The organism is Microcoleus sp. BROC3, from assembly GCF_036702515.1.
GTDB lineage: Bacteria > Cyanobacteriota > Cyanobacteriia > Cyanobacteriales > Microcoleaceae > Microcoleus.
In genome coordinates this window covers 39,522-61,474 of sequence record NZ_JAUBTQ010000044.1, presented here as the reverse complement: position 1 = coordinate 61,474, position 21,953 = coordinate 39,522, and the positions used below count along the sequence as shown (strand labels likewise).

Below are 21,953 nucleotides of genomic sequence, written 5' to 3'. Positions count from 1 at the left end.
CTTTAAGTCGGGGAGTTTTTCCATTTCTCTATCTAATGTCTATCTCGTCTTCTTGTCAAGGGGGTTGAGCAATTACCCATAGATAGATTTTAGCTATCAAAAATATGAAAGCAAAAAGTAAAAAGATATCTTGCTTTTTACTTTTTGCTGTTAACGCAGTTCTTACGGCTGCGGAACCCAGACAGAAACTGAACCGGCGTTACACCGAAAATCACCCCAACCATCGTCATTAGTTGTGATGGGTTCTTTGATGTGTTCGGTGATGTCAATATAAGTTCGATTCGGTTGTCCGACTTCCATAAACTTGGTGCCATCGTCTCCGTTACTGAGTACCACAGCCATGCCGCCCGGATGTTCTTCATTTCCGAGTCGCGTCCAGCCAATAGTGTTGGCGTGGTCGAAGTAATCGTACTGATTGCCGTAGGAATAAGTTTGGCGGGCTAACAAGAATTTATCGAGAATAAACTGATGTTTGTCTAACCAAATCTCGTATTCGTTGCCATCGTTTCCTGTATCCTTATAGTGTTCGCCGTAATAATCCGGGTAGAAAATACACGGATATCCTTCGCGCCGCAGCAGAATTAAAGCGTAGGCAAGGGGTTTAAACCAAGCCTCGACAACAGATTCTAGGGATTGTAATGGTTGAGAATCATGGTTGTCAACCAAGGTAACGGCGAGGGTTGGTTGTTGTTGGACGAGGGTGTTATCAAAAATTGTTCGCAAGTCGTAGTTATTGCCGGCCTTGCTAGCAGCGTGGAAGTTGTAGTGGAGAGGTGCGTCAAATAAGGTGACTTTACCATCGGTTGCTGTAATGAAGCTGTGCAAAGCTTCCACTTCATAAGACCAATATTCGCCGACTGCAAATAACTCGCGTTTGACATAGTTACGAACGTGTTCCAACCATTCTTGGAAAAATTCTGCTTTAACGTGTTTGACGGCATCGAAGCGAAAGCCGTCAACGTTTGTTGTATCGACATACCACTCACCCCAGTATTTTAATTCCCCGGTGACTTCTGGGTTGTCCATATCTAAATCGCAACCCATCAGGTAGTCAAAATTGCCTTTTTCTAAGTCTACTCCTCGATCGAATTCTTTACCTTTGAGCAGGTAAACGGCATGGTTTTCTGTGTTGTAAACGTTGTAATCAATGGCGTCAAAATGCCACCAATGCCACTCCATACTGGAATATTTTTGGTCGCGGCCGGGGAAGGTAAAATGCGTCCAAGCTTTGATTTTTTGATATTCGCCTACGGTGTCATTCCGGTTGTCGGGATTGAAGGGTGTGGCTTCGGCTTCTTCTTCTGCATCAGCACCCAATTTGTGGTTGAAGACAACATCGGCATAAATCCGAATTCCAGCATCTTGTGCAGCTTTAATCGCGGCTAAATACTCATCTTTTGTGCCGTATTTCGTGCGTACCGACCCTTTTTGGTCGAACTCGCCTAAATCGAATAAGTCGTAGACGCCGTAACCCACATCCATACCGCCGCCCGTTCCTTTATAGGCTGGCGGCAACCACAGGGATGTAACGCCTATTTTGGCTAAATCTTTTGCAGATTTCGCTAGCTGATTCCACAGGCTACCGTCGTCGGGGCTGTACCAGTGGAAATACTGCATCATGACGCCATTGAGTTCAGACATATATTTAGTTTTTCCTATTTTGTAATATTGCCAGATAGATTTTTGTTCGTAGCTTGCTAGTTTACGTAGGTCTGCCATCTATCGTTAATAAATATCATAATAGATGGGGCTGCTCAAAAGAATCTATCTGTTGATGTATTGACAACAAAATGTAAATTTGATAGTAATTATTTTAGGTCTACTAAAAAATATTAAGTTAGTGGCGATTGTGCGACAACTCGCTCAACTCTGGTGTTCCAAGTACCGTCGATCGCCAATTCAAGCAATCTAAATCCCGGCGGGATTTCGTCAAGTATAATCGGATGACTTTTGGGTAAAAGTTGGATGCAGGTGCTGGGTGTCCCCAAGTAGGTAACTGAGCCCCGCTGTTGTTGAAATTCTTGGTGAATGTGGCCGCAGAGGACGATTTTGATTTGAGGATATCGATCGACAATTGCCAAAAATTCATCGGCATTGTGCAGCATCATTCCATCCATTATTTCAGAGTCGATCGGCAAAGGATGATGGTGCAAAGCAATGATAACAGGTCGATCGCCCGTTTGTTGCAGTTGAGAGTCCAGCCAATGCAAGCTTTCTGGGGAAAGCCGCCCGCCGTCGCATCCCGCTTCCACACTCGAAAGTAATAGAAATTGCCAGTTTCCTAGCATCCATGATTTCTCTGGGGAAAGGGGCGGTTGATTTAAGATTTCTGCCATGACTGGGATGTTGTCGTGGTTCCCAGGTATCCAGTAGGCGGGTATTCCGAGGGGGGCGATGAGGGAGACGAGGCGCTGGTAGGATTCGGGTGTTTCGTCTTGGGATAAGTCGCCTGTCAGCAGCAGTAAGTCGGGCGGCGGCTGTATCTGTTGCAGGCGATCGAGAACTGCTTGGAGGGTGCGGGTTGTTGAGAGGCCTTTCCATTCTCGATCGATCTCTGCAAACAAGTGAGTGTCGGTGATTTGGGCGACGAGTAGGGGAGAAACAGGTGTCATGGCTGGTGTTGCGGGCGATCGATGTAGTTCTAGAATACCTTCCCACAAGGGTTTTGGGGATATGGGAAAAAAGGGCGATTCCCTAGGGGATAGCTGCGCTTCACGAAATTTTTGACAAATATGTTGAAATAATCGAGATTTGGTGTACTATAAGAAAACGTCAAATTTCAGACGTAACGGCGGCATAGCCAAGTGGTAAGGCAGAGGTCTGCAAAACCTCCACCCCCAGTTCAAATCTGGGTGCCGCCTTAATTTTTAGTATTTTTAATAAGTCTTAAATGCTTGTGTGACAAGGTTTTTGGGTTTATTATAGACTGTAAATTGTATTTAAATGTGCATAATTGATTGCGGAAAGTAATGCAAATTTAATGCAATGCAAAAAGTGCTGACCATTAAGACCAGAGTGGGCAGAATAGTGGGAGCTAGCGGACATTAAGAGACCACCTGTTACGGGTGAATGCCATGCTGATCTTGGCGATCGCGTTTGTAAGTTTTTGCCCGATCGCCCTTCGACTTTTGCGCTTACGATTTGCGCCACGCTTGGGCGATTCGAGCGATTCGTTTCGGGCTAGATTCCTCGCTGGCTGCTAAACAGATGGGGCACAGCTTAGCCACGCATACGCAAACCTATCACCTGGCTCTCAATGAGCGCGAACAGCAGCGAGCTTACGATCTGATTTTGTCGCTGCACGCGCTTTCTGACTACACTTAGATTTTGGATTTTCTACCTAACACAGCATCATAGGGGCGTGGTTGTGCTTACGTGCCTCCCACTACAACAATTTCCACTAACTGTCCTCAAGTATTCTCAGATTTGGCAACTGTCTGATCGCTTGTGGGATGGAAATAATCTGATCCCCTTCGATGTCAAGGTATCTCAGGTTGAACAGTTGTCCGAGCGATTCTGGAATGGAGGTAATCGGATTACTTCCAATGCTAAGCTCTGTCAGATTCGACAGTTGCCCAAGCGCCTCTGGGATGGAGGTAATCTGATTATCAGAAAGGTAAAGCAGTTGCAGATTATACAGTTGCCCAAACGCTTCTGGTATGGAGGTGATCTGATTACCAAAAAGAATAAGGTCTGTCAAATTCGACAGTTGTCCAAGCGTCTCTGGAATGGTTCTAATTTGATTATCGTTGAGATCAAGCTTTCTCAGATTGAATAGTTGCCCAAGCGCCTCTGGTATGGAGGTGATCTGATTACTGTCGAGGTGAAGCTCTGTCAGGTTTGATAGTTGCCCGATCGTTTCAGGTATAGAGGTAATGCGATTTCCTCTGAGGTTGAGTTCTGTCAGGTTTGACAGTTGCCCGACAGCTTCAGGGATGGAGGTAATGCGATTGTAGCTGAGGTCAAGCTTAGTCAGGCTTGACAGTTGCTCTATCTCTCCAGGGATGGAGGTAATGCGATTTGAATAGAAGTTCAGCTCTGTCAGATTTGATAGTTGCCCGATCGCTTCAGGGATGGAGGTAATGCGATTTGAACCGAGGTTAAGTATTTTTAAGTTGGTTAATTCAAGGACAGCATTAGGAAACTCAGTTAACCTATTTCCAACCTGTCTGTCTTCATCTTGGCCCAACAGCAAAGTTTCAAGTTTTATGCACTTGGCAATTTCTGGTGGCAACTTTTTCAACTTCAGCCCCGACAAATCCAGTTTTGTCGAATTCTCCTCAGATGCTTGATCGATTCTCTGCACTGCTTTCTCTCGCGTCATGTTCTTTGCCTCTCAGTGAAATTCATTTTAGTGTGACTATGATTTTAGTCTATCTCTCGTCTATCAAGTTCTTCTTTCCGCAGTAAAACTTAGCTAAAACTGTCCGAAATTTCGGACAGTTTTAGGGTAGTGGTATTTCGTAAAGGACAGAGTAAAATACTCTATTTTGGAAGTCAGACTGGGTAAGACTCCTCGAAAGGTCGATTATTCTTCATCCTTTACGAAAAGACACTACCCGTACTCCTACGCGATATTTGATTTTTTGTAGATGTCTATTGACTACGATCGCAAATCGTCGATCAGTTTTTCTATGGCCATACTTTTTGTGGTTTCATCTGGCAGATAATTAAACACTTTCTGTAAAAGTTCTATAGACGCATTTTCAATAAACCAATCTTCACCCGGATTATCCCCAAGATTTAAAAAATACTTTAAACGTTCCTCTATCGCTTCCTTATCTGCTTTATCCAGTTGTCCAACTCGCTTAAGCCAATCCCCTTCCGAGTCTTTAAAACAATTAGCATCAACAGTACATATCTGATGCACTAGAGCGAAGGAATTCTTATCAAGACCATTTGTGCTTGTAGAATTAATCGGATATACAGTTGGCAAACCTTTATAGGTTTCTTGTGAAGTCAAGGGAATCAGCGTCAAAGTTTGGATGTATTTAGAGTCATCTTGAAATTGGTCACTTGTCCAAACGATATAAGGATGCTCTCCCCGAAAAACCCGACTATAATTAATCACCTGAGTGCAAGAAATTGTCTTGCATCCAATCTCCCCTGGTTGATTTATGTCATAAATATGAGGATGACCGAGTTTGCAACGAAGAGATACTCTATAGGGATTGATAAAATAAATCCAACCTTGACGCGGTTTTTGTCCAGCCACTCGCTCACCCCAATTCACTCATTAACTTTTCTCTTTCTTTGTACAGATTAAGTCTCACCTGTTCCTCTGGTTCGTGGCTATATTTAACCTCAAGCATGGGAGCAGTGCTATAGACATATTCTAGTAACTGATTCAGTTTATCCTCTCCTGCACCGGCCCATTCTCTCCTGATGTTGTCAAGCATTAGCTTTACACCTAAAGGTAACTTTAAATCATCCACATTACCAGCTCCCTCACCAAGTCTGATGAATATACTTTCTTCCTGAGATTCTTGAACAATCTCTTTGCCATTCATTTGATTTAAAGCAGCGTCTATGCCTTCGTTCCAAGGCCCATAGTGATAAAAACGCCAATCTAAATCAGTAAGCTGCTTGTTTGTCCATTTGACCGCATAAAGATCGGCCAAATACAAAAACTTGATTAACTGCGTTTTTGTAATATAGCCTTTTGTTGCGTAGACAAAGTATTTGATCAGATTTTCTAGCATGGGTTTCCTTCTTGGGATTTCAAAAAGCTCCCTAATTAATCTTATAATTTGTTCGCTCAATTTAACTTTATTCTATTATATCATCCAAAGGAAAGCTTGGCTATTAAACCATATAAAAAATAGCTAAGCCTAACAAATAGAGTGTGTGCGTCCAAGAGTGTACTCTTCAAAAGTTGAATTGCTGTCTAATAAATATTTAGAACGATTATCGCTCGCTTTAATATTTGTTGAACAACTCCATAATAGTTAGGATTTTCTAACCCTTCTAATTCATGTTCGATATCTTCCCAATCCCCTAGCTTGCTTTTCCACTTACCATCCTCTTCTTGTCGGGCTGCGTGCTGTGGCTGGCCGTTATAGGTGTATATTGCTATTTTTTGAAACCCCGGTTCAAGGTCACAATTCTCGCAAGGTTCATATCCAATAGTTTGATAAGCTTGGATAAAAGCTTCCAGCGTTAACTCTCTTGAAACACCATCCGGCCAGTACCCATCAGGGTCTACCGGGTCCCATCTGCATTCCTCTTCTCCAGCAGCAAAAGCAAAGCAATTATAATCTACTGTTTCTTCACTTGTTACTTGATATTCAGTAAGCTCTAAGTTAGGAAATCGCAATATTTTTCGGTACTCTAGCTTACCACTCATAACCGTGTTCTTTTCCCCATTGTATCCACGCTAGGGCCATTTGCTTCATGCGGCCGCGCTGTTCGGGTTTTACCGGATTGTCACCAGTAATTGCCCTCAACGCCCAAAACCAATGGTCTGGCTTTTGTTCGAGATCACGCAAAATCAACGGGATAACTGGCTGTCCCATGCCGATTATTCTCTGATAAGCCGGGTGCATTGATTTCTGTGTAACTAATGATAGCATCCCTGTCTCGACACGCCATTCTTCGGCGAACTTCTTAAACTCTGCTTCGAGTTCTACCTGGCTTTCTAAAACATTTTTGGCTTGTGATGGAAATTCTAAAAAATTAGGCATCAACAAATCATTCATTTTTTGGCAAAAACGCTGTTTCTCTTCTTTTGATAAGTTAGAGAGTTCTTCAGATTGGTCAACAGCATTAATCAGCTCATTCGCTAATTCTTCGGGTGTCAATGTCGAACTTTTATTTAAGGCATATATAGGAACAATACTCTCTAGTATCTTGACTAAATCATCATGGTTCATGTTTTTTACCTATAACTCAACGCTGGGCTAGTCAAACCTCTAATAAATATGGCAACTTAATTGCTAATCACTAATCGCCTCACGGCAATTAGCAATTAGCAATCTTACCCAAATCCTCACATTTTGCTGATAATTCTTTGCAGGATTTCCACGCCTGATACCGCTTGCCAGCCAAACAGCCCCAAAAGCACAATATTCAGAAAGATGTGAGTGTTTCTCGCCCAATCACTGCCTTTTTGCATCAAAGGAGTCAGCGAGGCTGCGATCGCAATTATTGCCGTCATTCCCAACCCTGCTAGCAAGTGCGGGCCGACAAATAGCTTGCCGTTGTTGATGTAGGTGACGGCCATCCCGCCCACTGCACCCGTTACCATCAAGGCTAGCAGCAAAGAACCCATCTGGTGATGCTTGATGTTGAATTTGCCCTTAATTAACTCTTTTTTGACTTCGCCTTCGGCGCTTCTGGTACGTCGGATTTGCAGGCCGAGATACAAAGCATAAAATGAGATGGCCAGCAGTACCCACATTAAAACTGGGTGGAAGAATTGGCTCCAAACTTTCACTGACTGAGGAATTTCGAGATTCATAGTGTTCTGAGGATTAGCAAACATACTTCATAAAACTTAGCATACCAGTCAGGCCGTCTCGTGCGACGGTAAAAATATACGGTATGAGAGACTATTATGGCTGCCACTAAACAAGACGCTGTATTGATTCAAGCCGCCAAGACTGGCAACATTATTCACGTCCAAGCTTTACTCGCTAAGAATGTTAACGCTAACGCCAAAGACTCTGAGGGGACGACGGCTTTGATGTTTGCGGCCCAAAAGGGCTATACAGAAATCGTGCGTACTCTACTAAACAATGACGCTAATGTCAACCAAGTGAGCAGGCGTTTTGGGCTAACGGCTTTGATGCTGGCGGCGGCTCACAAACAGCCTGATTCTGCACGGCTGTTGTTGGCTGCTGGTGCTGATGTTAATGCTAAAAATGATGATGGTAGTACGGCTTTGATGGCGGCTTCTCTCAAGGGGGATATCAATGTTGTGCGGCTTTTACTTGATGCTAATGCTGATGTAAATGTCCGAGATAAAGATGGAGATTCGGCTTTGAAAATAGCTGCTTTGTCTGGTCATCAAGCTGTTGTCAAAGCTTTGGCGGATGCGGGTGCTGTCGCTGACAATTCTATGCTGTTTTTGGCGGTTAGTCAAGGTCGCGGTGAAATTGTGCGAATTTTGGTCAATTGTGGGGCAGATGCTAATGTTAAAAATTTAGAGAGCAAAACTGCTTTGATGCAGGCTGCAACGGCGGGAAATTTGGGTGTTGTCCAGGCGCTGTTGGCTGCTGGTGCTGATGTCGAAATTCCCGACAAAAACGGAGAAACTGCTTTAACTTTGGCTGCGGATTTCGGCAATACAGATGTGGTGCAAACTTTGCTTGGTGCAGGTGCGGATCCGAATGTGAAAAATGGAGATGGGGGCACGGCTTTGATGGCGGCGGCGGCTGGGGGAAATTTGCCGATCGCTCGTATCTTACTCGATGCTGGCGCGGATATCAACGCTAAGGATAAAGATGATGAAACTGCTTTAAATTTTGCGGTGGTTGAAGGCTGCGAAGATGTGGTGGAATTGCTGTTAAACCGAGGTGCTAGTGTCGGTTCGAGAAATCGGTTGGGCGATACGCCTTTACTGGTGGCGGCTGTTCACGGCCATAGTGCGATCGTATCGGCTTTGCTGCAAAAAGTAAACTCAAATCCGGCGGAGTTTCTGAATGCTAAAAACTTTGGGGAGACTGCTTTGACGCTGGCTTCGTTTCACGGACATACCGAGACGGTGAAGGCTTTGCTTGACGGCGGTGCAGATCCCAATGTCCCGGCGGATTTGGGGAAAACGGCTTTAATGAAAGCGTGCGATCGAGGTCATATTGCGATCGTCCAATTATTAGTCGAAAAAGGTGCGGATGTCAACTTGCTGGATGATTCGGGCGCAACTGCTTTAATGTGGGCCGCACATCGGGGTTATGCTGAGGCAGTAAAAATTTTAATTGATGCTGGTGCAGAACTAAACCACAAAAATCCGGGAAATTATACAGCTTTAATGCTGGCTGAGTTTAAGGGTTATTCCAGTGTGGTGAAATTGCTCAAAAGTGCTGGAGCACAGGAGTAAAAATTAAATAGTATAGTTTTGAGTAAGGTAATTATGTCATTCTCAGCGCAGGCTTTGCGAAGTGAAAAAGCTCACATATCGAGACTTACCGATTGTAACGGTGTGGCAATAATTTGAGATTATTAGGTTCACTCAGAATGACATAATTAGGTGATTAGTGCGTCCAGAACTATGAATTAACCTCAATTTGCTTTGCGTACCCAGCCGTTAATAGTAAAGCGGCTATCAGCAAAAGCTTTCGAGGGACAGCTAACTCGCAAAACTTCGTGCATATAGCGACTCAGAAAAAATACGATGCTATTATTGCGCGGTTCAACAGTTCTGAATGTCTTGTCTGCCACATAAAAATTGTTCTCAATTTTGCTGTCATAAATCTGCAATTCGCCGCCTGAAAAAGCCTTGGGTTCTCGATAGAAATAGTAAACGTAAGTAAAAAATCGGGTGGCGGTATCTGGCGAGCCGCTATCGTTGTGAAGTTTATAAAAGTTGTTGTCGTTGTGCATGGTTAACTGAGATTCTATTTCACCAAGCGGAAATGAGGGGATATTTAATTTTTTCAGTACGTCCGGGAGAATTGCTTTGATGCGATTAACCATCAGTTCGGAAAATTCTGGGAACGAATGGAGTACCATCGAACGGCGGTAATCTTCGGCATTGGTTGAGGTGCTGGTACTCACAAATTCTGATTCTTTTGCTAAGACATATTTAATGAGTTTGTTTTTTTCAGCCGGTGTCAAAAAGTTGTCTATTTGGGCGTAGCGAGATATTAAGTCGTCATTTACAGGCGGCGCAGGGGCGGGAATTTCTGTGACTGGAATTTCTACGGGAGTTGCAGGCTGCTGCGGTTGCAGTTCCTGCAAGTAAATTGGGGGTTCGGTGACTAATCCGACTAGGTTTTCCCCAGGAAAAGAAAGGGCGGAACGACCTCCGTCTATAGGGATTTGAAATAAGGTGGAAAAACCGGGTGTTTGTTGGGTGCGATCGACTAATGTTTTGATCAGGCTGTGCAATAATGGTGTATCAGATTTGAGGGTGACGGTGCACTGATGTCCGCCGGTGAGGAGGATTTTGACTTTTATGTCTTGGGGTTTAATTTGCGGTTGAATTGTGGTATTCATAGCCGTTAGTTATAGAAGAAGGAAGTTCGGCAACGGATTCTGTAACGGATGTAACGGATGGATTGATGGGAGAAGAAAGAAGGAAGATGGAAGAAGGAAGAACAAAAATTCAATCATTGCTTTAGGGCTGGCTAGAAGCCCATCCCACAATAGAATTGACTCTTTGTGGAACAGGCATCTTGTTTGTTCGTGAAAGATACCTAAGATGTCATTACTACACTACGAACTTGATTAATGCAAGAAGTGGCGGATATCAGTGAAAACCATTGTGATTCCGAGTTGGTTGGCTGCTTCAATGGAATCTCGATCGCGCATACTTCCGCCCGGTTGGACGATCGCAATTATTCCAGCCTCAGCCGCCGTTTTTACGGAATCATCGAAGGGGAAGAAACCGTCGCTGGCCAAAATCGCTCCTTTGCTTTTGTCTCCTGCTTGTTCTAATGCTAGTTTAACTGAGCCGACGCGATTCATTTGTCCTGCGCCGACACCGATTGTAGTGCGATCGCGCGTCACAACGATCGCATTTGATTTGACGTGTTTCGCTACTTTCCAAGCAAACAGCAATTCTTCCAACTCTCCCGCCGTCGGCTGTTTCTCAGTAACAATCCGCCATTTGCTAGTTTCTTCTACTATATTATCTGAGTCTTGCACCAGCAAACAGCCTGCAATTATTTTAACAGTTTGTGGAGGCCCTTGAGTCAAATCTGGCAAAATTAACACTCGAACTTTCGCCTTTTTTTTGATAATTTCTTCTGCTTCTGGTTCGCACCCCGGCGCGACGATACATTCTAAAAATGTTTTAGTTAACGCCGTTGCGGTAGCAGCATCAATCGGGCGATTTAGGGCAACAATTCCGCCGAAAGCTGATACTGAATCGGTGTCGAAGGCTTTTTGATACGCTTCAGAAATAGTTGTTCCCAAGGCTGTGCCGCAAGGATTTGTATGCTTCAGAATAGCGGCGGCGGGCGTGTCGGGGAATTCTACGATCAGCCGCCTTGCTGCCTCTAAATCTACTAAATTGTTATAACTTAATTCTTTGCCTTGCAGGATGGTGCTAGTCGTCCAGCCTGTCGGTGTACTTCCGCTTTGATACCAGGTGGCGGCTTGATGGGGATTTTCGCCGTAGCGGAGAGTTTGCAACTCTTTTCCTGATAAATTAAACTGGTCTGGTAGCGCGGATTCTTCAGCGGATTGGCTGCTGCTGAGATAATTTGCGATCGCGCGATCGTAGTTTGCTGTATGTTTGAAGGTTTCTAGCGCGCATCTTTGCCGAAACTCTAAGGATGCTTCGCCGCCATTTTCCCGCAGTTCTTTTAAATAAGTATTGTACTGTTCTGGGTCGCACAAAACTGTCAAATGAGCGTGGTTTTTGGCGGAAGCTCTCAACATTGCGGGCCCGCCGATATCTATCTGCTCAATTGCGTCTGCTATAGTAACTCCTGGTTTAGAAATTGTCTCTTCAAATGGATACAAATTGACTACAACTAGATCGATCGCCCGAATTTGATTTGCAGTTAAATCTGCCAGGTCTTCCGGTACATCGCGGCGTGCTAAAATGCCACCGTGGATTCGCGGGTGAAGTGTTTTGACTCGCCCTCCCAAAATTTCGGGAGAACCAGTATATTCCGCAACTTTGGTCACTGGGATGCCTGCTTCTTTGAGGGCCGTTGCTGTCCCGCCGCTACTAATTATGTCAAATTCAAATTCTTCTACTAGACTGCGCGCTAAGTCGATTAGTCCGGTTTTATTGGATGTGCTCAGAAGTGCTAGACGTGCCATTGGTTTGAAGTTGCGATCGCAAAAATAGACAGGTTATATTTTATATCAAATTTGGTGACCGGGACATGATTTGGTAATTGGTAACTATGATTATTTTGTCTGACTAAAGATGAGTTTGCTTGCCTGAAAGCGTATTTTTTTTTAAATCCTATAATAATTTATACGGGGCCGTGGCTTCTAAATATTTAGGACTTGCGCGTCGAGGGTGTTATTTTGACCGCTGCGATGGGGATTGAAGCCATCTCCAGCCTTCGCGATTCGTCTCGCTACGTAAATGCGATGTGGTTGAAATTACTTAGTAAAGTGTAATAGATAATTCGATGGCGATCGCTCTTGAATTTTAACGATCTTTTAGGATGAATTATAAAAGTCATGTGCTAACATCGGGTGTAAATTGCTGTCTCCCTAAATTTGCGGAAAATTTGGGCGATCGCAAAATATTAATTTAAAAAATAAATTGGTAAAGTTTAAATATGTTTTTTCAAGAAGCCGATTCAGAGAATAAGCTCAGTAATATTAGCAGGACCCAGAAAAAAATGGCTAAAAACATGACTGATAGAACAAACTATCCAGAGATGCTCGAAAAGTCAACCGAGAACTCGACAGCGGCCAACATTTCAGAAGCTTATAGTCTTAGTTTGTGCGAAATGCAGCAGATGGAGCGAGCAATCGAATTGCTAAAGCAGGATTTGAAAGCTAGCGAATCTCGGTTTCGGAATGCGATAGAAAAAAATGCCGACGGCATCGCAATCGTCAACAAGCGAGGACTTATTTGTTTTGCCAACCCGTCAGCAGAAGCGCTGTTTAACTGCAAAGCAGAGGAACTTTTAGGTCAAGCATTTTTTGGCAATTTGGTAGTAGAAGTTTCAGCTTGCGACATTGAGATGGACATGGATATTATTCCCCAAGTTGGAAAAACAGAAACAGCAGGAACTCGCGTCGTGCAAACAGAAGTTGAAGCTATTCGCAAGCACAAAGCAAATGCTGTAGTAGAAATGCGGGTGGTGGAAACGGAATGGGAGGGAGAAATGGCTTATTTAGCTACCTTGCGGGACGTTACCGATCGCAAGCGCGCAGAAGAAATGCTTTGGTTGTACGATCGAGCTATGGCAGCTACTAGCACCGGAGTTACAATTTCTGACGCCACTCACCCAGAACATCCAATTATTTATTGCAATCCCGCTTTTGAAAAGATGACAGGTTATCGGCGGCAGGAAATTATCGGAAAAAACTGCCAATTTTTGCAGGGAAGCGATACAGAGTCGGCAGCAGTAGAAACAATTCGCCAAGCCTTGCAAACAGAAAGCGAATGCAAGGTAATATTAAAGAATTACCGCAAAGACGGAACCACTTTCTGGAACTGTTTTTCTATATCTCCGGTGCGCGATAGAACGGGCAAATTGACTCATTTTATTGTAGTACAGAGAGACATCACTCATCGCAAACAAGCCGAAGAGACATTGCATGATTCCGAAGCACAAAGCAGAGAACAAGCAGCTCAACTAGCAGCAGCACTTAACAAACTCAAAGCTACTCATTCCCAATTAGTTCAGAGCGAAAAAATGTCTAGTTTGGGATTGCTAATTGCCGGGGTCGCTCACGAAATAAACAACCCCGTCAGCTTCATTTACGGCAATCTCGCTCATCTCACAAATTATACTCAAGACTTGTTTCACCACCTGGAACTTTACCAACAGCACTATCCTAATCCAGTGCCGGAAATTCAACAAGAAAGAAAAGAGAAGGATCTCGATTTTTTAGCTGAAGATTTACCTAAAATACTGTCTTCAATGAGCGTTGGTGTCGATCGCATTTGCCAGATAGTTCAGTCGCTGCGCAACTTTTCGCGATACGACGATTCACAGATGAAACCCGTTAACCTTCACGAAGGCATTGACAGCACGCTGTTAATTCTCAATCACCGTTTGAAAGGAAACGCAGAAAAGCCACCAATTCAAATTGTCAAACAATACGGAAACTTGCCGCCTGTCCAGTGTTTTGCCGGGCCGATCAATCAAGTTTTTATGAATATTCTCAGCAATGCGCTCGATGCTTTAGATGATGCGAACAGTAGGCGAAATTGTCAAGAAATGACAGACAATCCCAGCCAGATTAGGATTTGCACGGAAGTTGTCGGCAATTTTGTAAAAATCCAAATTGCCGACAATGGGCCGGGAATAACTGAGGAAGTCAAGCAGCGCATCTTTGATGCCTTTTTTACTACCAAACCCATTGGCAAAGGCACGGGAATGGGTTTGTCAATTAGCTATCAAATTATTGTAGAAAGACACAAAGGGGAATTATACTGTACTTCGGAATTGGGCAAGGGCACGGAATTTACTATTAGAATGCCAATCGAAAATTAGCGTAGGTACTCTTCTGCGCACCTTACAAATTACTCACTAACTACCGACTAACCTGGGGGTGTTCTTCGGCGCACCTTACCAACTACTGACTAACGTAGGGTGCGCCGAAAAGCACCTTACCCGCATAAATAGCGAATTAAAAAACCTCCGCACCCTCCAACTTCTTAACAGCTTCAACCTTCGCCCTCGCCGCTTCCCCGCAAGTCTTCGGCGTCGGAAACATCTTTCCAGGATTCGCTAAACCTTTCGGATTAAACACCTGACGCACCCACTGCATCGTCTCCAAATCCACCTCCGAAAACATATCCGGCATAAAACACTTCTTATCAGCACCGATGCCGTGTTCCCCCGAAAGACTTCCCCCAACTTTCACGCAAAGTTTGAGAATTTCTCCGCCCAATTCTTCCACCTTTTCCAGCGCACCTTTTACCGAATTATCGTACAGAATTAGTGGGTGCAAATTCCCGTCTCCCGCGTGAAATACATTCGCAATCCGATAACCGTATTTCTCGCTCAAACCCTCAATTTCTTTCAAAACATAAGCCATTTGCGTTCGTGGAATTACCCCGTCTTGCACGTAATAATCCGGGCTGAGATGACCCGCTGCCGCAAAAGCAGCTTTCCGCCCTTTCCAAATTTTTAGGCGCGTTTCCGGGTCGCTTGCCGTCGTGATATTTCGCGCTCCGTTATGCTTGCAAATATCGGCAATCCGCTGTTTGTTTGTGGCAACTTCCACTTCTAAACCGTCGATTTCTATGAGGAGAATTGCCGCCGCATCGCGGGGATAACATCCAGTTGCCACCACATCTTCCACAGCATTAATGCTGATGTTGTCCATAATTTCCATGCCGCCGGGAATAATGCCAGCGCTGATAATATCCGAAACCGATTCGCCCGCTGCTTCTATACTGGCAAAATCTGCTAGGAGAACGCAAATCGATTCCGGCGCTTTGAGAATTCGCAAAGTAACTTCTGTCGCGATGCCTAAAGTGCCTTCGGAACCGACAAATACACCAGTTAAATCGTAACCGGGCATTTCAGAAATTTCGCCACCTACATCGACAATTGAACCGTCGGCTACTACCAATTTTAATCCTAAAACGTGATTCGTCGTAACTCCGTATTTGAGGCAGTGAACGCCCCCAGAATTTTCGGCAACGTTGCCGCCAATTGAACAAACAATTTGACTGGAAGGATCTGGCGCGTAGTAGAAACCTGCGCCGCTAACTGCTTGCGTTACCCAGTTATTAATTACTCCCGGCTGCACCACTACTTGCTGATTTTCTAAGTCTACTTTCAGGATTTTTCGCATCAGGGCAGTGACAATCAGCACGCAGTTTTCTACAGGCAAAGCGCCGCCGGAAAGCCCGGTGCCTGCGCCTCTAGCAACCCAGGGAATTGAGTTGCGATCGCATATTTTGACCACTTGCGCCACTTCCTCCGTAGTTCGAGGCAATACCACCAGGGCGGGGCGCTGGCGGTAGCTGGCAAGTCCGTCGCACTCGTAGACAATCAATTCTTCGCGCCGCTGTACGACGCCATTTTTGCCGACAGCAGCCTCGAATTCTTTAATAACGGGTTTCCAGTTGCGTTCTGTTTCTATGGCTATCATTAGTGACTTTAATTATGGAACTAGCAATAATATTGTTGCAAACTTTACTAAGTTTAGGCAACTAAGTGTTAAAAAAGGCGATTTTGTACAACCATTATTTTAGGACTTATGAAAAGAAACCCGATTTCTACCATAAATCTTCGGTTTGGTAACGAGGTATCGACACAGAAACCGCGTTTTTGGGCCGTAGACGAACAGAAACCGGGTTTCTGGTAATAAATTTTGGGTTTGACAGCCAAGTATCGGCGAAGAAACCAGGTTTCTATGCCCCCTGGGGCAAGTCCTGTATTTTTTGAAGGGTTGCAATATTGACCGAGGGAACGATCGGCAGTCTCTCGACCATCGGGAAATGTTAGAGTCGATAGGGGCATCTCTACCCCTACCTCTCCTTCAGAAGCGGATGTGAGGTTAAACTCAGCGATTCCCTCACGAAAACCGCTCGTTTTCAGAACCAGACGTGATACTTTTGCGTCATCCGGCTCCTCTGTATTTTGACCATTGATGTGGGTAATTCCAACAGGAAATTTGATTGCATTGTTGTTTTTGTGGTGTCCGTACTTACTGTACTAAAATATTAGGTAAGTATCAAATAAGCTAGTTTATTATGAATAGGTTAATGACGAAGTTGATAAATTTGCCGATAGCTTGAGTACAAAATTGTCAACAAACAGAAGATACATTAATTTTACTCGTGAAATGGGATAGATAAAAAAACAGCCCTTTATCTCCGCTGCGGTCAAAAAAGTCATCGTCTTCATCAAAATCAACGGCATTTAGTAAAAGATTTACCCATCGGTAATAGAGAAGTAGTTTTGTCTGTGAATCGAAGCAGATTTAAGTGTAAAAATTGCCTAAAACTTTTTAGTGAAATTTTAGCTCTCGTTCTCGATAATAAAAGTTTTACTCATAGATAAGCTGTTGCGGCATTTAAATTATATGTCAAAAAAAAATCAAAGTCTTGTGGGGTGGGCGTCCCGCCTGCAGAGAATATACAATTTAAATGCGCGACAGCTTATGCACAAGCTATTACCCAAAAAGTTATTTATAGCGAACTGAAAAATATTGATCCTAACAATGGATTAACAACAGATCTCGATCGTTGTCACGTTCGAGCGTATATGACCAAATTACGTGCAGAGACCGAGTTTTTGCGTAAGTCATAAAAGTTCGTAACATGGTCAAGAACCACAATCTAGCCAAATCAATATCTGAGGCTTCATGGTACAGGTTTCGAGAATGGTTAGAGTCTGTTGGCGTTGTTTATGGTGTTCCGATAGTAGCAGTTAACCCCAAGTACACGAGTCCGAATTACTCTATGTGCGGGCAAACAGTCGTTAAAACTCTAAGTACCAGAACTCATAAGTTTCTTCATTGTTGCTATACAGTAGACGGGGACGAAAATGCAGCATTAAATATTTTCAAATTATCCCTAAAAGAATGAGCAAATACGGTTGGGTAGACCGAATTTAAAGTCTTGGGACAGATTCCCCTCTGCTTGAATGTGGAAACAGGTTCAAGTAAGGGAAATCAACGAAATAGAACGTCTAATTAGTGATGGTTAGAATCCCCGTTCCTTCAGACCGGGGATAACGTCAACTACTAATTTATTGTCTACTTGCTAAAAGCACCCTTGATGTTGTCAACTGTGCGTTCGACAGCATTCTTGGTATTATCTACTGCTTTCTGAGTCCGAGCGGAATCTTCCTCTGCTCTTTTCTCAATTCGAGCGGCATCTTTCTTAGCTTTGCGCTCTACGAAACTACCATCATCTGATGCTCGATCGACTTTAGCAGCATTTGTCTTGGCAGTTTCCTTAACTTTCTCTTCTGTATCTCGGATGAAATTCTTGGCTCGTCCAGCATCTTTGCTGGCTTTTTCTTGAACTCCATCGCCCACATCTGCTGCTGCGATCGAGTTTACAATAGGAGAGGCCATTGCTGCGGTGTTCGAGAAAAACGCACCCTGCCAAACGAAGGCCATCGCTGACACGCAAAGCACAGTTGCAGCCATCCAGCGCCCGACCGTCGAAAGCCGTTTCGTAAAATAATTCAGTTTCATACAATACAAAATCAGAGATGACATTCTATTTGTACTCGCTCAGAGCGCTCGGCTGAACCATTCTCTAGGTAGAGGTTATGCAACGATGAGCTGTTAGAAAAATTCCCTCTTTTGATAGATTGAAGCAAGAAACCTCAGTCTATTTTAGATTTTAGATTTTAGATTTTAGATTTTATAATTGACTGCACCGCGCTCTGGGAGGTTTAACTAAGGTCAGTCGATTTTTAGATTTTAGATTTTAGATTGACTCCACAGATGAATTTGGGGACTTTCCCACTATCAGCTTTTTGCGGTAATTTTAAGTAAGGTTCGATCGACTCTTACGCATTTTAACTGTTAACTTTTTACTTTACCGCTCTCCAATTCCCCCACTCTCCCTCTTTCCCGCTCTCCCACAACCAGCAAATTCATACGTGTAGCAGCTTAATTTGTCTTCGCTGAACTCAGCCAATATTAATTTATATAAATAAAACTTGACTTGCCCTCATCAAAATGTTACATAAAGCTTTTTCCTGGAAGACAAATCGATTTTTTTGCTATATTGACCTGCAATAAAGATAATGGTTTTGATTAGATGAGGAGTTGAACGGATGAAAAACTTGAGTTACTGGAACAAACCCGCTGCATTGCTGGGCGCGATCGCGATCGCAGCCGGAAATTTGCAAGCGAACGCGATCGGTGTTGCCGCCCCATCAACACCCACTGTCAGTCAAGATGCTGAAAATATTTCATTTGAAGATAGCGCCACCTTTCAAATAGCCCAGGCTGGCAACCTTTGCCGCAAAGTCACTCCCAAAGAAGGTTTGACCGTTCGCCAGAACCCAGACCCAAAATCCCCTAGAGTTGGCGGGGTAGCACTTAACACTCAGGTCATGCTTTCCCAAGGCGCTACTTCTGTTAAAGCCTCCGACGGCCGCCTCTGGATTCAAATTACCGCTCCCGTCAAAGGGTATGTGGCTAGCGGATATCCCAACGACGAAAGTAATTTAGGTTCGTGCACAATTAGTCAAACTCCTTCCCCAAGTCCCGCGCCAGCACCGGCACCAGCACCAGCACCAGCACCATCACCGGCACCAGCACCAGCACCGGCACCGAGTCCAAGTCCGGCACCGGCACCATCACCAGCACCAGCACCAGCACCAGCACCAGCACCGGCACCAGCGCCAGCGCCAGCACCAGCACCAGCGCCAGCACCAGCACCGGCACCAGCACCAGCACCAGCGCCAGCACCAGCACCGGCACCAGCACCGGCACCAGCGCCAGCGCCAGCACCAGCGCCAGCACCAGCACCAGCGCCAGCACCAGCACCAGCAACGGGCCCGGTAAGTCTGTGCCGCCAAGTAGAACCTCGCGTAGCGCCGAGGGGTCTAGCTATCCGTACGGAGCCTTCAAAGACTGCTGCGGTTAAAGGTGGGGTACCGGCTAACGGTCAAGTAACGCTTGTGCCGAATTTCCAGTTAGTGAAAGATAAGAATGGAGAAAATCGCAATTGGGTTGAGATTTCAGCCCCTGTGCCCGGATTCATCTCGGCTGGAAATTTGATCATGTGCAAGTAAACTTCTGAGTTCGATCGCTCTTTTTAACTAAAATAGGACTTACGCACGATTGTTTAGAAACCGGGTTTTTTTACGAAAAGACGCGTTGTAGACCGCAGATTCAGTAAAAAAACCGGTTTCTGCGCCCCGATGCGTCCAGGACTGTAAAAGAGCGATCGACACCGAAAATAGTTTTAAGATTGTCGCGCAGCCAGGGAATAACGCGGAACCCAGACTGCTTCTTCGACTTACGCATGAATAACTTATTTCTGTCAGGAAGCAGCGGTAGCGAATCTTTCTGTGCCTCTGTTTTTTGTGAGTAGCGTCAAGTCCTAGCTTGGTTCCTCGCAACGCACGCGGGATGAATGAATTTAAGCAAAAAGCCGATCGACCTTTCTACTGACAGCGCCCGCTTGCCCAATCTTGGTGTCCGCGATTTGGTTGACACTTCGATTGTCGCCCAATCCAGACAATTTCCCACTTATTTTGTCTGAGTCTGAGTTCGATGCGGTGCCGCATTGCAGCAACAGAATCGTCAGCTAAACCGACGACGGTTTAGACAATTACGGCTGTTTCTCGCGTGGGATATTCAACCGAAATTTGGTCGCTTTTTCTGCCTTCAGATTCTCGGTCACTGCTAAAGAGTTTTGCTGCGATATCTTTGGGGTTGGAGACGGTAATTTTGCGATCGGCAAGGAACTGTTTAGCGTTAATTGCTTCGTAGTTCGATCGGGCGGCGGCCTGCCCCTTTGCTGCGATGGGAATTTGGATGCAGGCGAAAATAGCTAGGAAAAAGAGCGATCGCTTGAGAGTTGATTTGTTCATTAGGCTGCAGATTGTGCCAGAAATTTTTGTCTTCGAGATGCGTAAGCCGCCAAATCTGCCTCGGTGAATTGAGTTTGCTGCCATGAGGGACGCGACATTAGTCGATCGCACCAAGCTTGAATTTTAGGATAGCTGTCTAGGGACACACCAACCCAAGATAGCAATGGCACGACGGTGCCGGCAACGCACTCGGCAAAGGTAACTGTGTTGCTAGCGAAAAAAGGGCGATCGTCCAACAAGCCTTCAAAGAATGTCAGCACAGTATTGACTTTTTCCTTAGCCTTTTCGATTTCCTGCGGTTGGGGAGTTCCCCGTCCCATTTTTTCACTGCTTAGGGGGTAAATTTGCGGTAGAAGTTCGTTAACCGTGACCAATTCTACCATCCTCACAACTGCCAAATCTTTCGGTTCTTTTGGCAGCATTGCCGGTTCGGGATACTTGGTTTCTAGATAGTCAAGAATTGCTAGAGACTCGACGACAGTGAAGTCATCATCGACCAAAACAGGGATGCGGTGAAAAGGATTGATTGCGACAAACTCAGGTTGCAAGTGATCGCCGTCCAAGTGGATTTCTACTAATTCAAAGTCGAGGTTTTTTTCTAGGAGGGCGATCCACACGCGGCGGGAGTTGGGGGAAATGGGAGTGTGGTAAAGTTTCATAACGGTAAAATCTCCGATGGTGAGTGAACTTAACCCTTGCATTTTGTCTCAGCTAAAGCTCTAGCTTAGAAGCCAACTCTAACACATTTAATTGTTTTCATAAAATTTAATTAATTTTTTGTGGTATTCGATTTGCTCGCCTGCCACAATCAGCGATTGCTGAAACTTGAATTCCCTCAGTAAAATTTCAAACTAGCAGTTCCATTGAAATATTTTTTTCCGTGTATACAATTCCCTTGGGCAGAAGCGTACAAAATCCCTTATCGTAATGTACGAGAGCTTCACTATCTAACTTAGATAGAATGTTTTTCTTAAATAAGGATGGATTTGAATACTTTGTCCATTCTATTAGTTTTGTATCTCTCACCTTTTCAGGATTTTTGTAGTACAAGATAGCCAGCGTTTTGCCTCGATGATCTAAATTCGTATTTTGCACGCGAACAAAACCGTTAATGTCAGCTATGATTGGTAGACGGACTTGATTAATGGTGGCAACAATTTTCGTTGCACTATCCATAGAACAGTTGTAATAAATACGAAGAATTTCCGTCAAAATCCAGTCTGCATTTTGAGATATAAACAAAGAATCAGAGTAATTAGGACTAACATCACCTCCAACATGAGCAACATCCCTACGATTGCGTACATCAAGCATAATTCTTACAAGACGAGGAATAAAAAACCGCATAGAGTCATGCAATGCAGTATTCCGCTCAACACCCCTTATAATATTATCGCTATTTCCTAAAGACGTTCCGAACGGTGTATGGGGTGGATTGTCCAAATGCTGTATAAGGCGCAGCACACACTCAGCAAACCGTCCACCATTAAGTTCACTAGGTCGAAACTTGCGAAGGGCAAAATGCTGCTTAATATCTTGATACTCATCAAGAAGGTGTGTCACAATTTCGTTCGGCAGCGGCGGTGACAACGCTGCAATGACTTGATTTTTAGCTATACTCAT

The 21,953-nt window shown here is 44.5% G+C and carries 21 protein-coding genes and 1 tRNA gene; 6 read left to right on the top strand and 16 right to left on the bottom strand.

What is annotated here, in order from left to right; translation table 11 throughout:
- Nucleotides 1–162 precede the first annotated feature (162 nt).
- Complete coding sequence (locus QUB30_RS24420) at nucleotides 163–1,641, bottom strand: alpha-amylase (RefSeq protein WP_333338705.1); 1,479 nt, start codon at nucleotides 1,639–1,641, stop codon at nucleotides 163–165.
- Between the two features lie 191 nt (nucleotides 1,642–1,832).
- Nucleotides 1,833–2,660, bottom strand: coding sequence for a 3',5'-cyclic-AMP phosphodiesterase (gene cpdA, locus QUB30_RS24415; RefSeq protein WP_333338694.1), 828 nt, complete (start codon nucleotides 2,658–2,660; stop codon nucleotides 1,833–1,835).
- A 130-nt stretch (nucleotides 2,661–2,790) separates the two neighbouring features.
- On the opposite strand from cpdA, the gene QUB30_RS24410 reads away from it, so the two are divergent.
- Nucleotides 2,791–2,861: transfer RNA gene (locus QUB30_RS24410), tRNA-Cys, on the top strand.
- Between the two features lie 539 nt (nucleotides 2,862–3,400).
- On the opposite strand, the gene QUB30_RS24405 is transcribed toward QUB30_RS24410, so the two are convergent.
- The 6 genes from QUB30_RS24405 to QUB30_RS24380 all read right to left on the bottom strand — a co-directional run bounded on the left by QUB30_RS24405 (nucleotide 3,401) and on the right by QUB30_RS24380 (nucleotide 7,459).
- Entirely contained in the window at nucleotides 3,401–4,324 is a 924-nt protein-coding gene (locus QUB30_RS24405) for a leucine-rich repeat protein (RefSeq protein WP_190737909.1), read from the bottom strand.
- Nucleotides 4,325–4,603: 279 nt separating this feature from the next.
- Nucleotides 4,604–5,233, bottom strand: a complete 630-nt coding sequence (locus tag QUB30_RS24400; protein ID WP_333338690.1) for a type II toxin-antitoxin system PemK/MazF family toxin — start codon at nucleotides 5,231–5,233, stop codon at nucleotides 4,604–4,606.
- Nucleotides 5,220–5,762 (bottom strand): type II toxin-antitoxin system antitoxin SocA domain-containing protein, encoded by a 543-nt coding sequence (locus tag QUB30_RS24395; protein ID WP_333338687.1) that lies wholly within the window; start codon nucleotides 5,760–5,762, stop codon nucleotides 5,220–5,222. Before QUB30_RS24395 ends, QUB30_RS24400 begins: the two co-directional genes overlap by 14 nt.
- A gap of 125 nt (nucleotides 5,763–5,887) precedes the next feature.
- On the bottom strand, nucleotides 5,888–6,346 hold the full coding sequence (locus tag QUB30_RS24390) for a DUF7689 domain-containing protein (RefSeq protein ID WP_333338684.1): 459 nt from the start codon (nucleotides 6,344–6,346) through the stop codon (nucleotides 5,888–5,890).
- Complete coding sequence (locus QUB30_RS24385) at nucleotides 6,336–6,872, bottom strand: hypothetical protein (RefSeq protein ID WP_333338682.1); 537 nt, start codon at nucleotides 6,870–6,872, stop codon at nucleotides 6,336–6,338. Before QUB30_RS24385 ends, QUB30_RS24390 begins: the two co-directional genes overlap by 11 nt.
- Before the next feature lie 116 nt (nucleotides 6,873–6,988).
- Entirely contained in the window at nucleotides 6,989–7,459 is a 471-nt protein-coding gene (locus QUB30_RS24380) for a DUF4079 domain-containing protein (RefSeq protein ID WP_333041475.1), read from the bottom strand.
- A 96-nt stretch (nucleotides 7,460–7,555) separates the two neighbouring features.
- On the opposite strand from QUB30_RS24380, the gene QUB30_RS24375 reads away from it, so the two are divergent.
- Nucleotides 7,556–9,037 (top strand): ankyrin repeat domain-containing protein, encoded by a 1,482-nt coding sequence (locus tag QUB30_RS24375; protein ID WP_333338679.1) that lies wholly within the window; start codon nucleotides 7,556–7,558, stop codon nucleotides 9,035–9,037.
- A 182-nt stretch (nucleotides 9,038–9,219) separates the two neighbouring features.
- Here the strand turns inward: QUB30_RS24375 and QUB30_RS24370 are convergent, their stop codons facing one another.
- Both QUB30_RS24370 and purH read right to left on the bottom strand, forming a co-directional pair.
- A complete protein-coding gene (locus QUB30_RS24370; RefSeq protein ID WP_333338677.1) occupies nucleotides 9,220–10,155 on the bottom strand; it encodes a 2OG-Fe(II) oxygenase in 936 nt (311 codons plus the stop codon).
- 231 nt (nucleotides 10,156–10,386) lie between these two features.
- Complete coding sequence (purH, locus tag QUB30_RS24365; protein ID WP_333338675.1) at nucleotides 10,387–11,934, bottom strand: bifunctional phosphoribosylaminoimidazolecarboxamide formyltransferase/IMP cyclohydrolase; 1,548 nt, start codon at nucleotides 11,932–11,934, stop codon at nucleotides 10,387–10,389.
- A gap of 548 nt (nucleotides 11,935–12,482) precedes the next feature.
- Here purH and QUB30_RS24360 point away from each other — a divergent pair.
- Complete coding sequence (locus QUB30_RS24360) at nucleotides 12,483–14,300, top strand: PAS domain S-box protein (RefSeq protein WP_333338672.1); 1,818 nt, start codon at nucleotides 12,483–12,485, stop codon at nucleotides 14,298–14,300.
- A 136-nt stretch (nucleotides 14,301–14,436) separates the two neighbouring features.
- Here QUB30_RS24360 and glcD read toward each other — a convergent pair whose 3' ends face one another.
- On the bottom strand, nucleotides 14,437–15,912 hold the full coding sequence (gene glcD / locus QUB30_RS24355; protein WP_333338670.1) for a glycolate oxidase subunit GlcD: 1,476 nt from the start codon (nucleotides 15,910–15,912) through the stop codon (nucleotides 14,437–14,439).
- 701 nt (nucleotides 15,913–16,613) lie between these two features.
- Between glcD and QUB30_RS33965 the strand changes: the two genes are divergently transcribed.
- Together QUB30_RS33965 and QUB30_RS24350 are read left to right on the top strand one after the other, a co-directional pair.
- The gene (locus tag QUB30_RS33965; protein ID WP_445300541.1) at nucleotides 16,614–16,826 is read left to right on the top strand and encodes a transposase family protein; all 213 of its coding nucleotides are present in this window, start codon (nucleotides 16,614–16,616) and stop codon (nucleotides 16,824–16,826) included.
- Nucleotides 16,827–17,086: 260 nt separating this feature from the next.
- A complete protein-coding gene (locus QUB30_RS24350; protein ID WP_333338667.1) occupies nucleotides 17,087–17,353 on the top strand; it encodes a transposase in 267 nt (88 codons plus the stop codon).
- Between the two features lie 170 nt (nucleotides 17,354–17,523).
- On the opposite strand, the gene QUB30_RS24345 is transcribed toward QUB30_RS24350, so the two are convergent.
- Nucleotides 17,524–17,970: a hypothetical protein gene (locus QUB30_RS24345; RefSeq protein ID WP_333338664.1), complete on the bottom strand. Its 447-nt coding sequence runs from the start codon at nucleotides 17,968–17,970 to the stop codon at nucleotides 17,524–17,526.
- 1,002 nt (nucleotides 17,971–18,972) lie between these two features.
- Nucleotides 18,973–19,284: a hypothetical protein gene (locus QUB30_RS24340; RefSeq protein ID WP_333338661.1), complete on the bottom strand. Its 312-nt coding sequence runs from the start codon at nucleotides 19,282–19,284 to the stop codon at nucleotides 18,973–18,975.
- A gap of 586 nt (nucleotides 19,285–19,870) precedes the next feature.
- Here QUB30_RS24340 and QUB30_RS24335 point away from each other — a divergent pair.
- Nucleotides 19,871–19,999, top strand: coding sequence for a hypothetical protein (locus QUB30_RS24335; RefSeq protein ID WP_333338658.1), 129 nt, complete (start codon nucleotides 19,871–19,873; stop codon nucleotides 19,997–19,999).
- Between the two features lie 61 nt (nucleotides 20,000–20,060).
- On the opposite strand, the gene QUB30_RS24330 is transcribed toward QUB30_RS24335, so the two are convergent.
- From QUB30_RS24330 to QUB30_RS24320, 3 genes are all read right to left on the bottom strand, one after another.
- Nucleotides 20,061–20,330 (bottom strand): hypothetical protein, encoded by a 270-nt coding sequence (locus QUB30_RS24330; protein WP_333338656.1) that lies wholly within the window; start codon nucleotides 20,328–20,330, stop codon nucleotides 20,061–20,063.
- A complete protein-coding gene (locus QUB30_RS24325) occupies nucleotides 20,330–20,989 on the bottom strand; it encodes a glutathione S-transferase family protein (protein ID WP_333338653.1) in 660 nt (219 codons plus the stop codon). The genes QUB30_RS24330 and QUB30_RS24325 overlap by 1 nt, the downstream gene beginning before the upstream one ends.
- Before the next feature lie 187 nt (nucleotides 20,990–21,176).
- On the bottom strand, nucleotides 21,177–21,953 hold the full coding sequence (locus QUB30_RS24320; RefSeq protein WP_333338649.1) for a hypothetical protein: 777 nt from the start codon (nucleotides 21,951–21,953) through the stop codon (nucleotides 21,177–21,179).

What these genes read in the sequence shown, in the direction of transcription:
- QUB30_RS24385 (WP_333338682.1), bottom strand. Translation starts at nt 6,872, where the DNA reads ATGAACCATGATGATTTAGTCAAGATACTAGAGAGTATTGTTCCTATA.
- QUB30_RS24335 (WP_333338658.1), top strand. Translation starts at nt 19,871, where the DNA reads ATGAATTTAAGCAAAAAGCCGATCGACCTTTCTACTGACAGCGCCCGC.
- QUB30_RS24330 (WP_333338656.1), bottom strand. Translation starts at nt 20,330, where the DNA reads ATGAACAAATCAACTCTCAAGCGATCGCTCTTTTTCCTAGCTATTTTC.
- QUB30_RS24350 (WP_333338667.1), top strand. Translation starts at nt 17,087, where the DNA reads ATGGTCAAGAACCACAATCTAGCCAAATCAATATCTGAGGCTTCATGG.
- QUB30_RS24360 (WP_333338672.1), top strand. Translation starts at nt 12,483, where the DNA reads ATGACTGATAGAACAAACTATCCAGAGATGCTCGAAAAGTCAACCGAG.
- purH (WP_333338675.1), bottom strand. Translation starts at nt 11,934, where the DNA reads ATGGCACGTCTAGCACTTCTGAGCACATCCAATAAAACCGGACTAATC.
- QUB30_RS24405 (WP_190737909.1), bottom strand. Translation starts at nt 4,324, where the DNA reads ATGACGCGAGAGAAAGCAGTGCAGAGAATCGATCAAGCATCTGAGGAG.
- QUB30_RS24345 (WP_333338664.1), bottom strand. Translation starts at nt 17,970, where the DNA reads ATGAAACTGAATTATTTTACGAAACGGCTTTCGACGGTCGGGCGCTGG.
- QUB30_RS24320 (WP_333338649.1), bottom strand. Translation starts at nt 21,953, where the DNA reads ATGAGTATAGCTAAAAATCAAGTCATTGCAGCGTTGTCACCGCCGCTG.
- QUB30_RS24420 (WP_333338705.1), bottom strand. Translation starts at nt 1,641, where the DNA reads ATGTCTGAACTCAATGGCGTCATGATGCAGTATTTCCACTGGTACAGC.
- QUB30_RS24380 (WP_333041475.1), bottom strand. Translation starts at nt 7,459, where the DNA reads ATGAATCTCGAAATTCCTCAGTCAGTGAAAGTTTGGAGCCAATTCTTC.
- glcD (WP_333338670.1), bottom strand. Translation starts at nt 15,912, where the DNA reads ATGATAGCCATAGAAACAGAACGCAACTGGAAACCCGTTATTAAAGAA.
- QUB30_RS24390 (WP_333338684.1), bottom strand. Translation starts at nt 6,346, where the DNA reads ATGAGTGGTAAGCTAGAGTACCGAAAAATATTGCGATTTCCTAACTTA.
- QUB30_RS24325 (WP_333338653.1), bottom strand. Translation starts at nt 20,989, where the DNA reads ATGAAACTTTACCACACTCCCATTTCCCCCAACTCCCGCCGCGTGTGG.
- QUB30_RS24370 (WP_333338677.1), bottom strand. Translation starts at nt 10,155, where the DNA reads ATGAATACCACAATTCAACCGCAAATTAAACCCCAAGACATAAAAGTC.
- QUB30_RS24375 (WP_333338679.1), top strand. Translation starts at nt 7,556, where the DNA reads ATGGCTGCCACTAAACAAGACGCTGTATTGATTCAAGCCGCCAAGACT.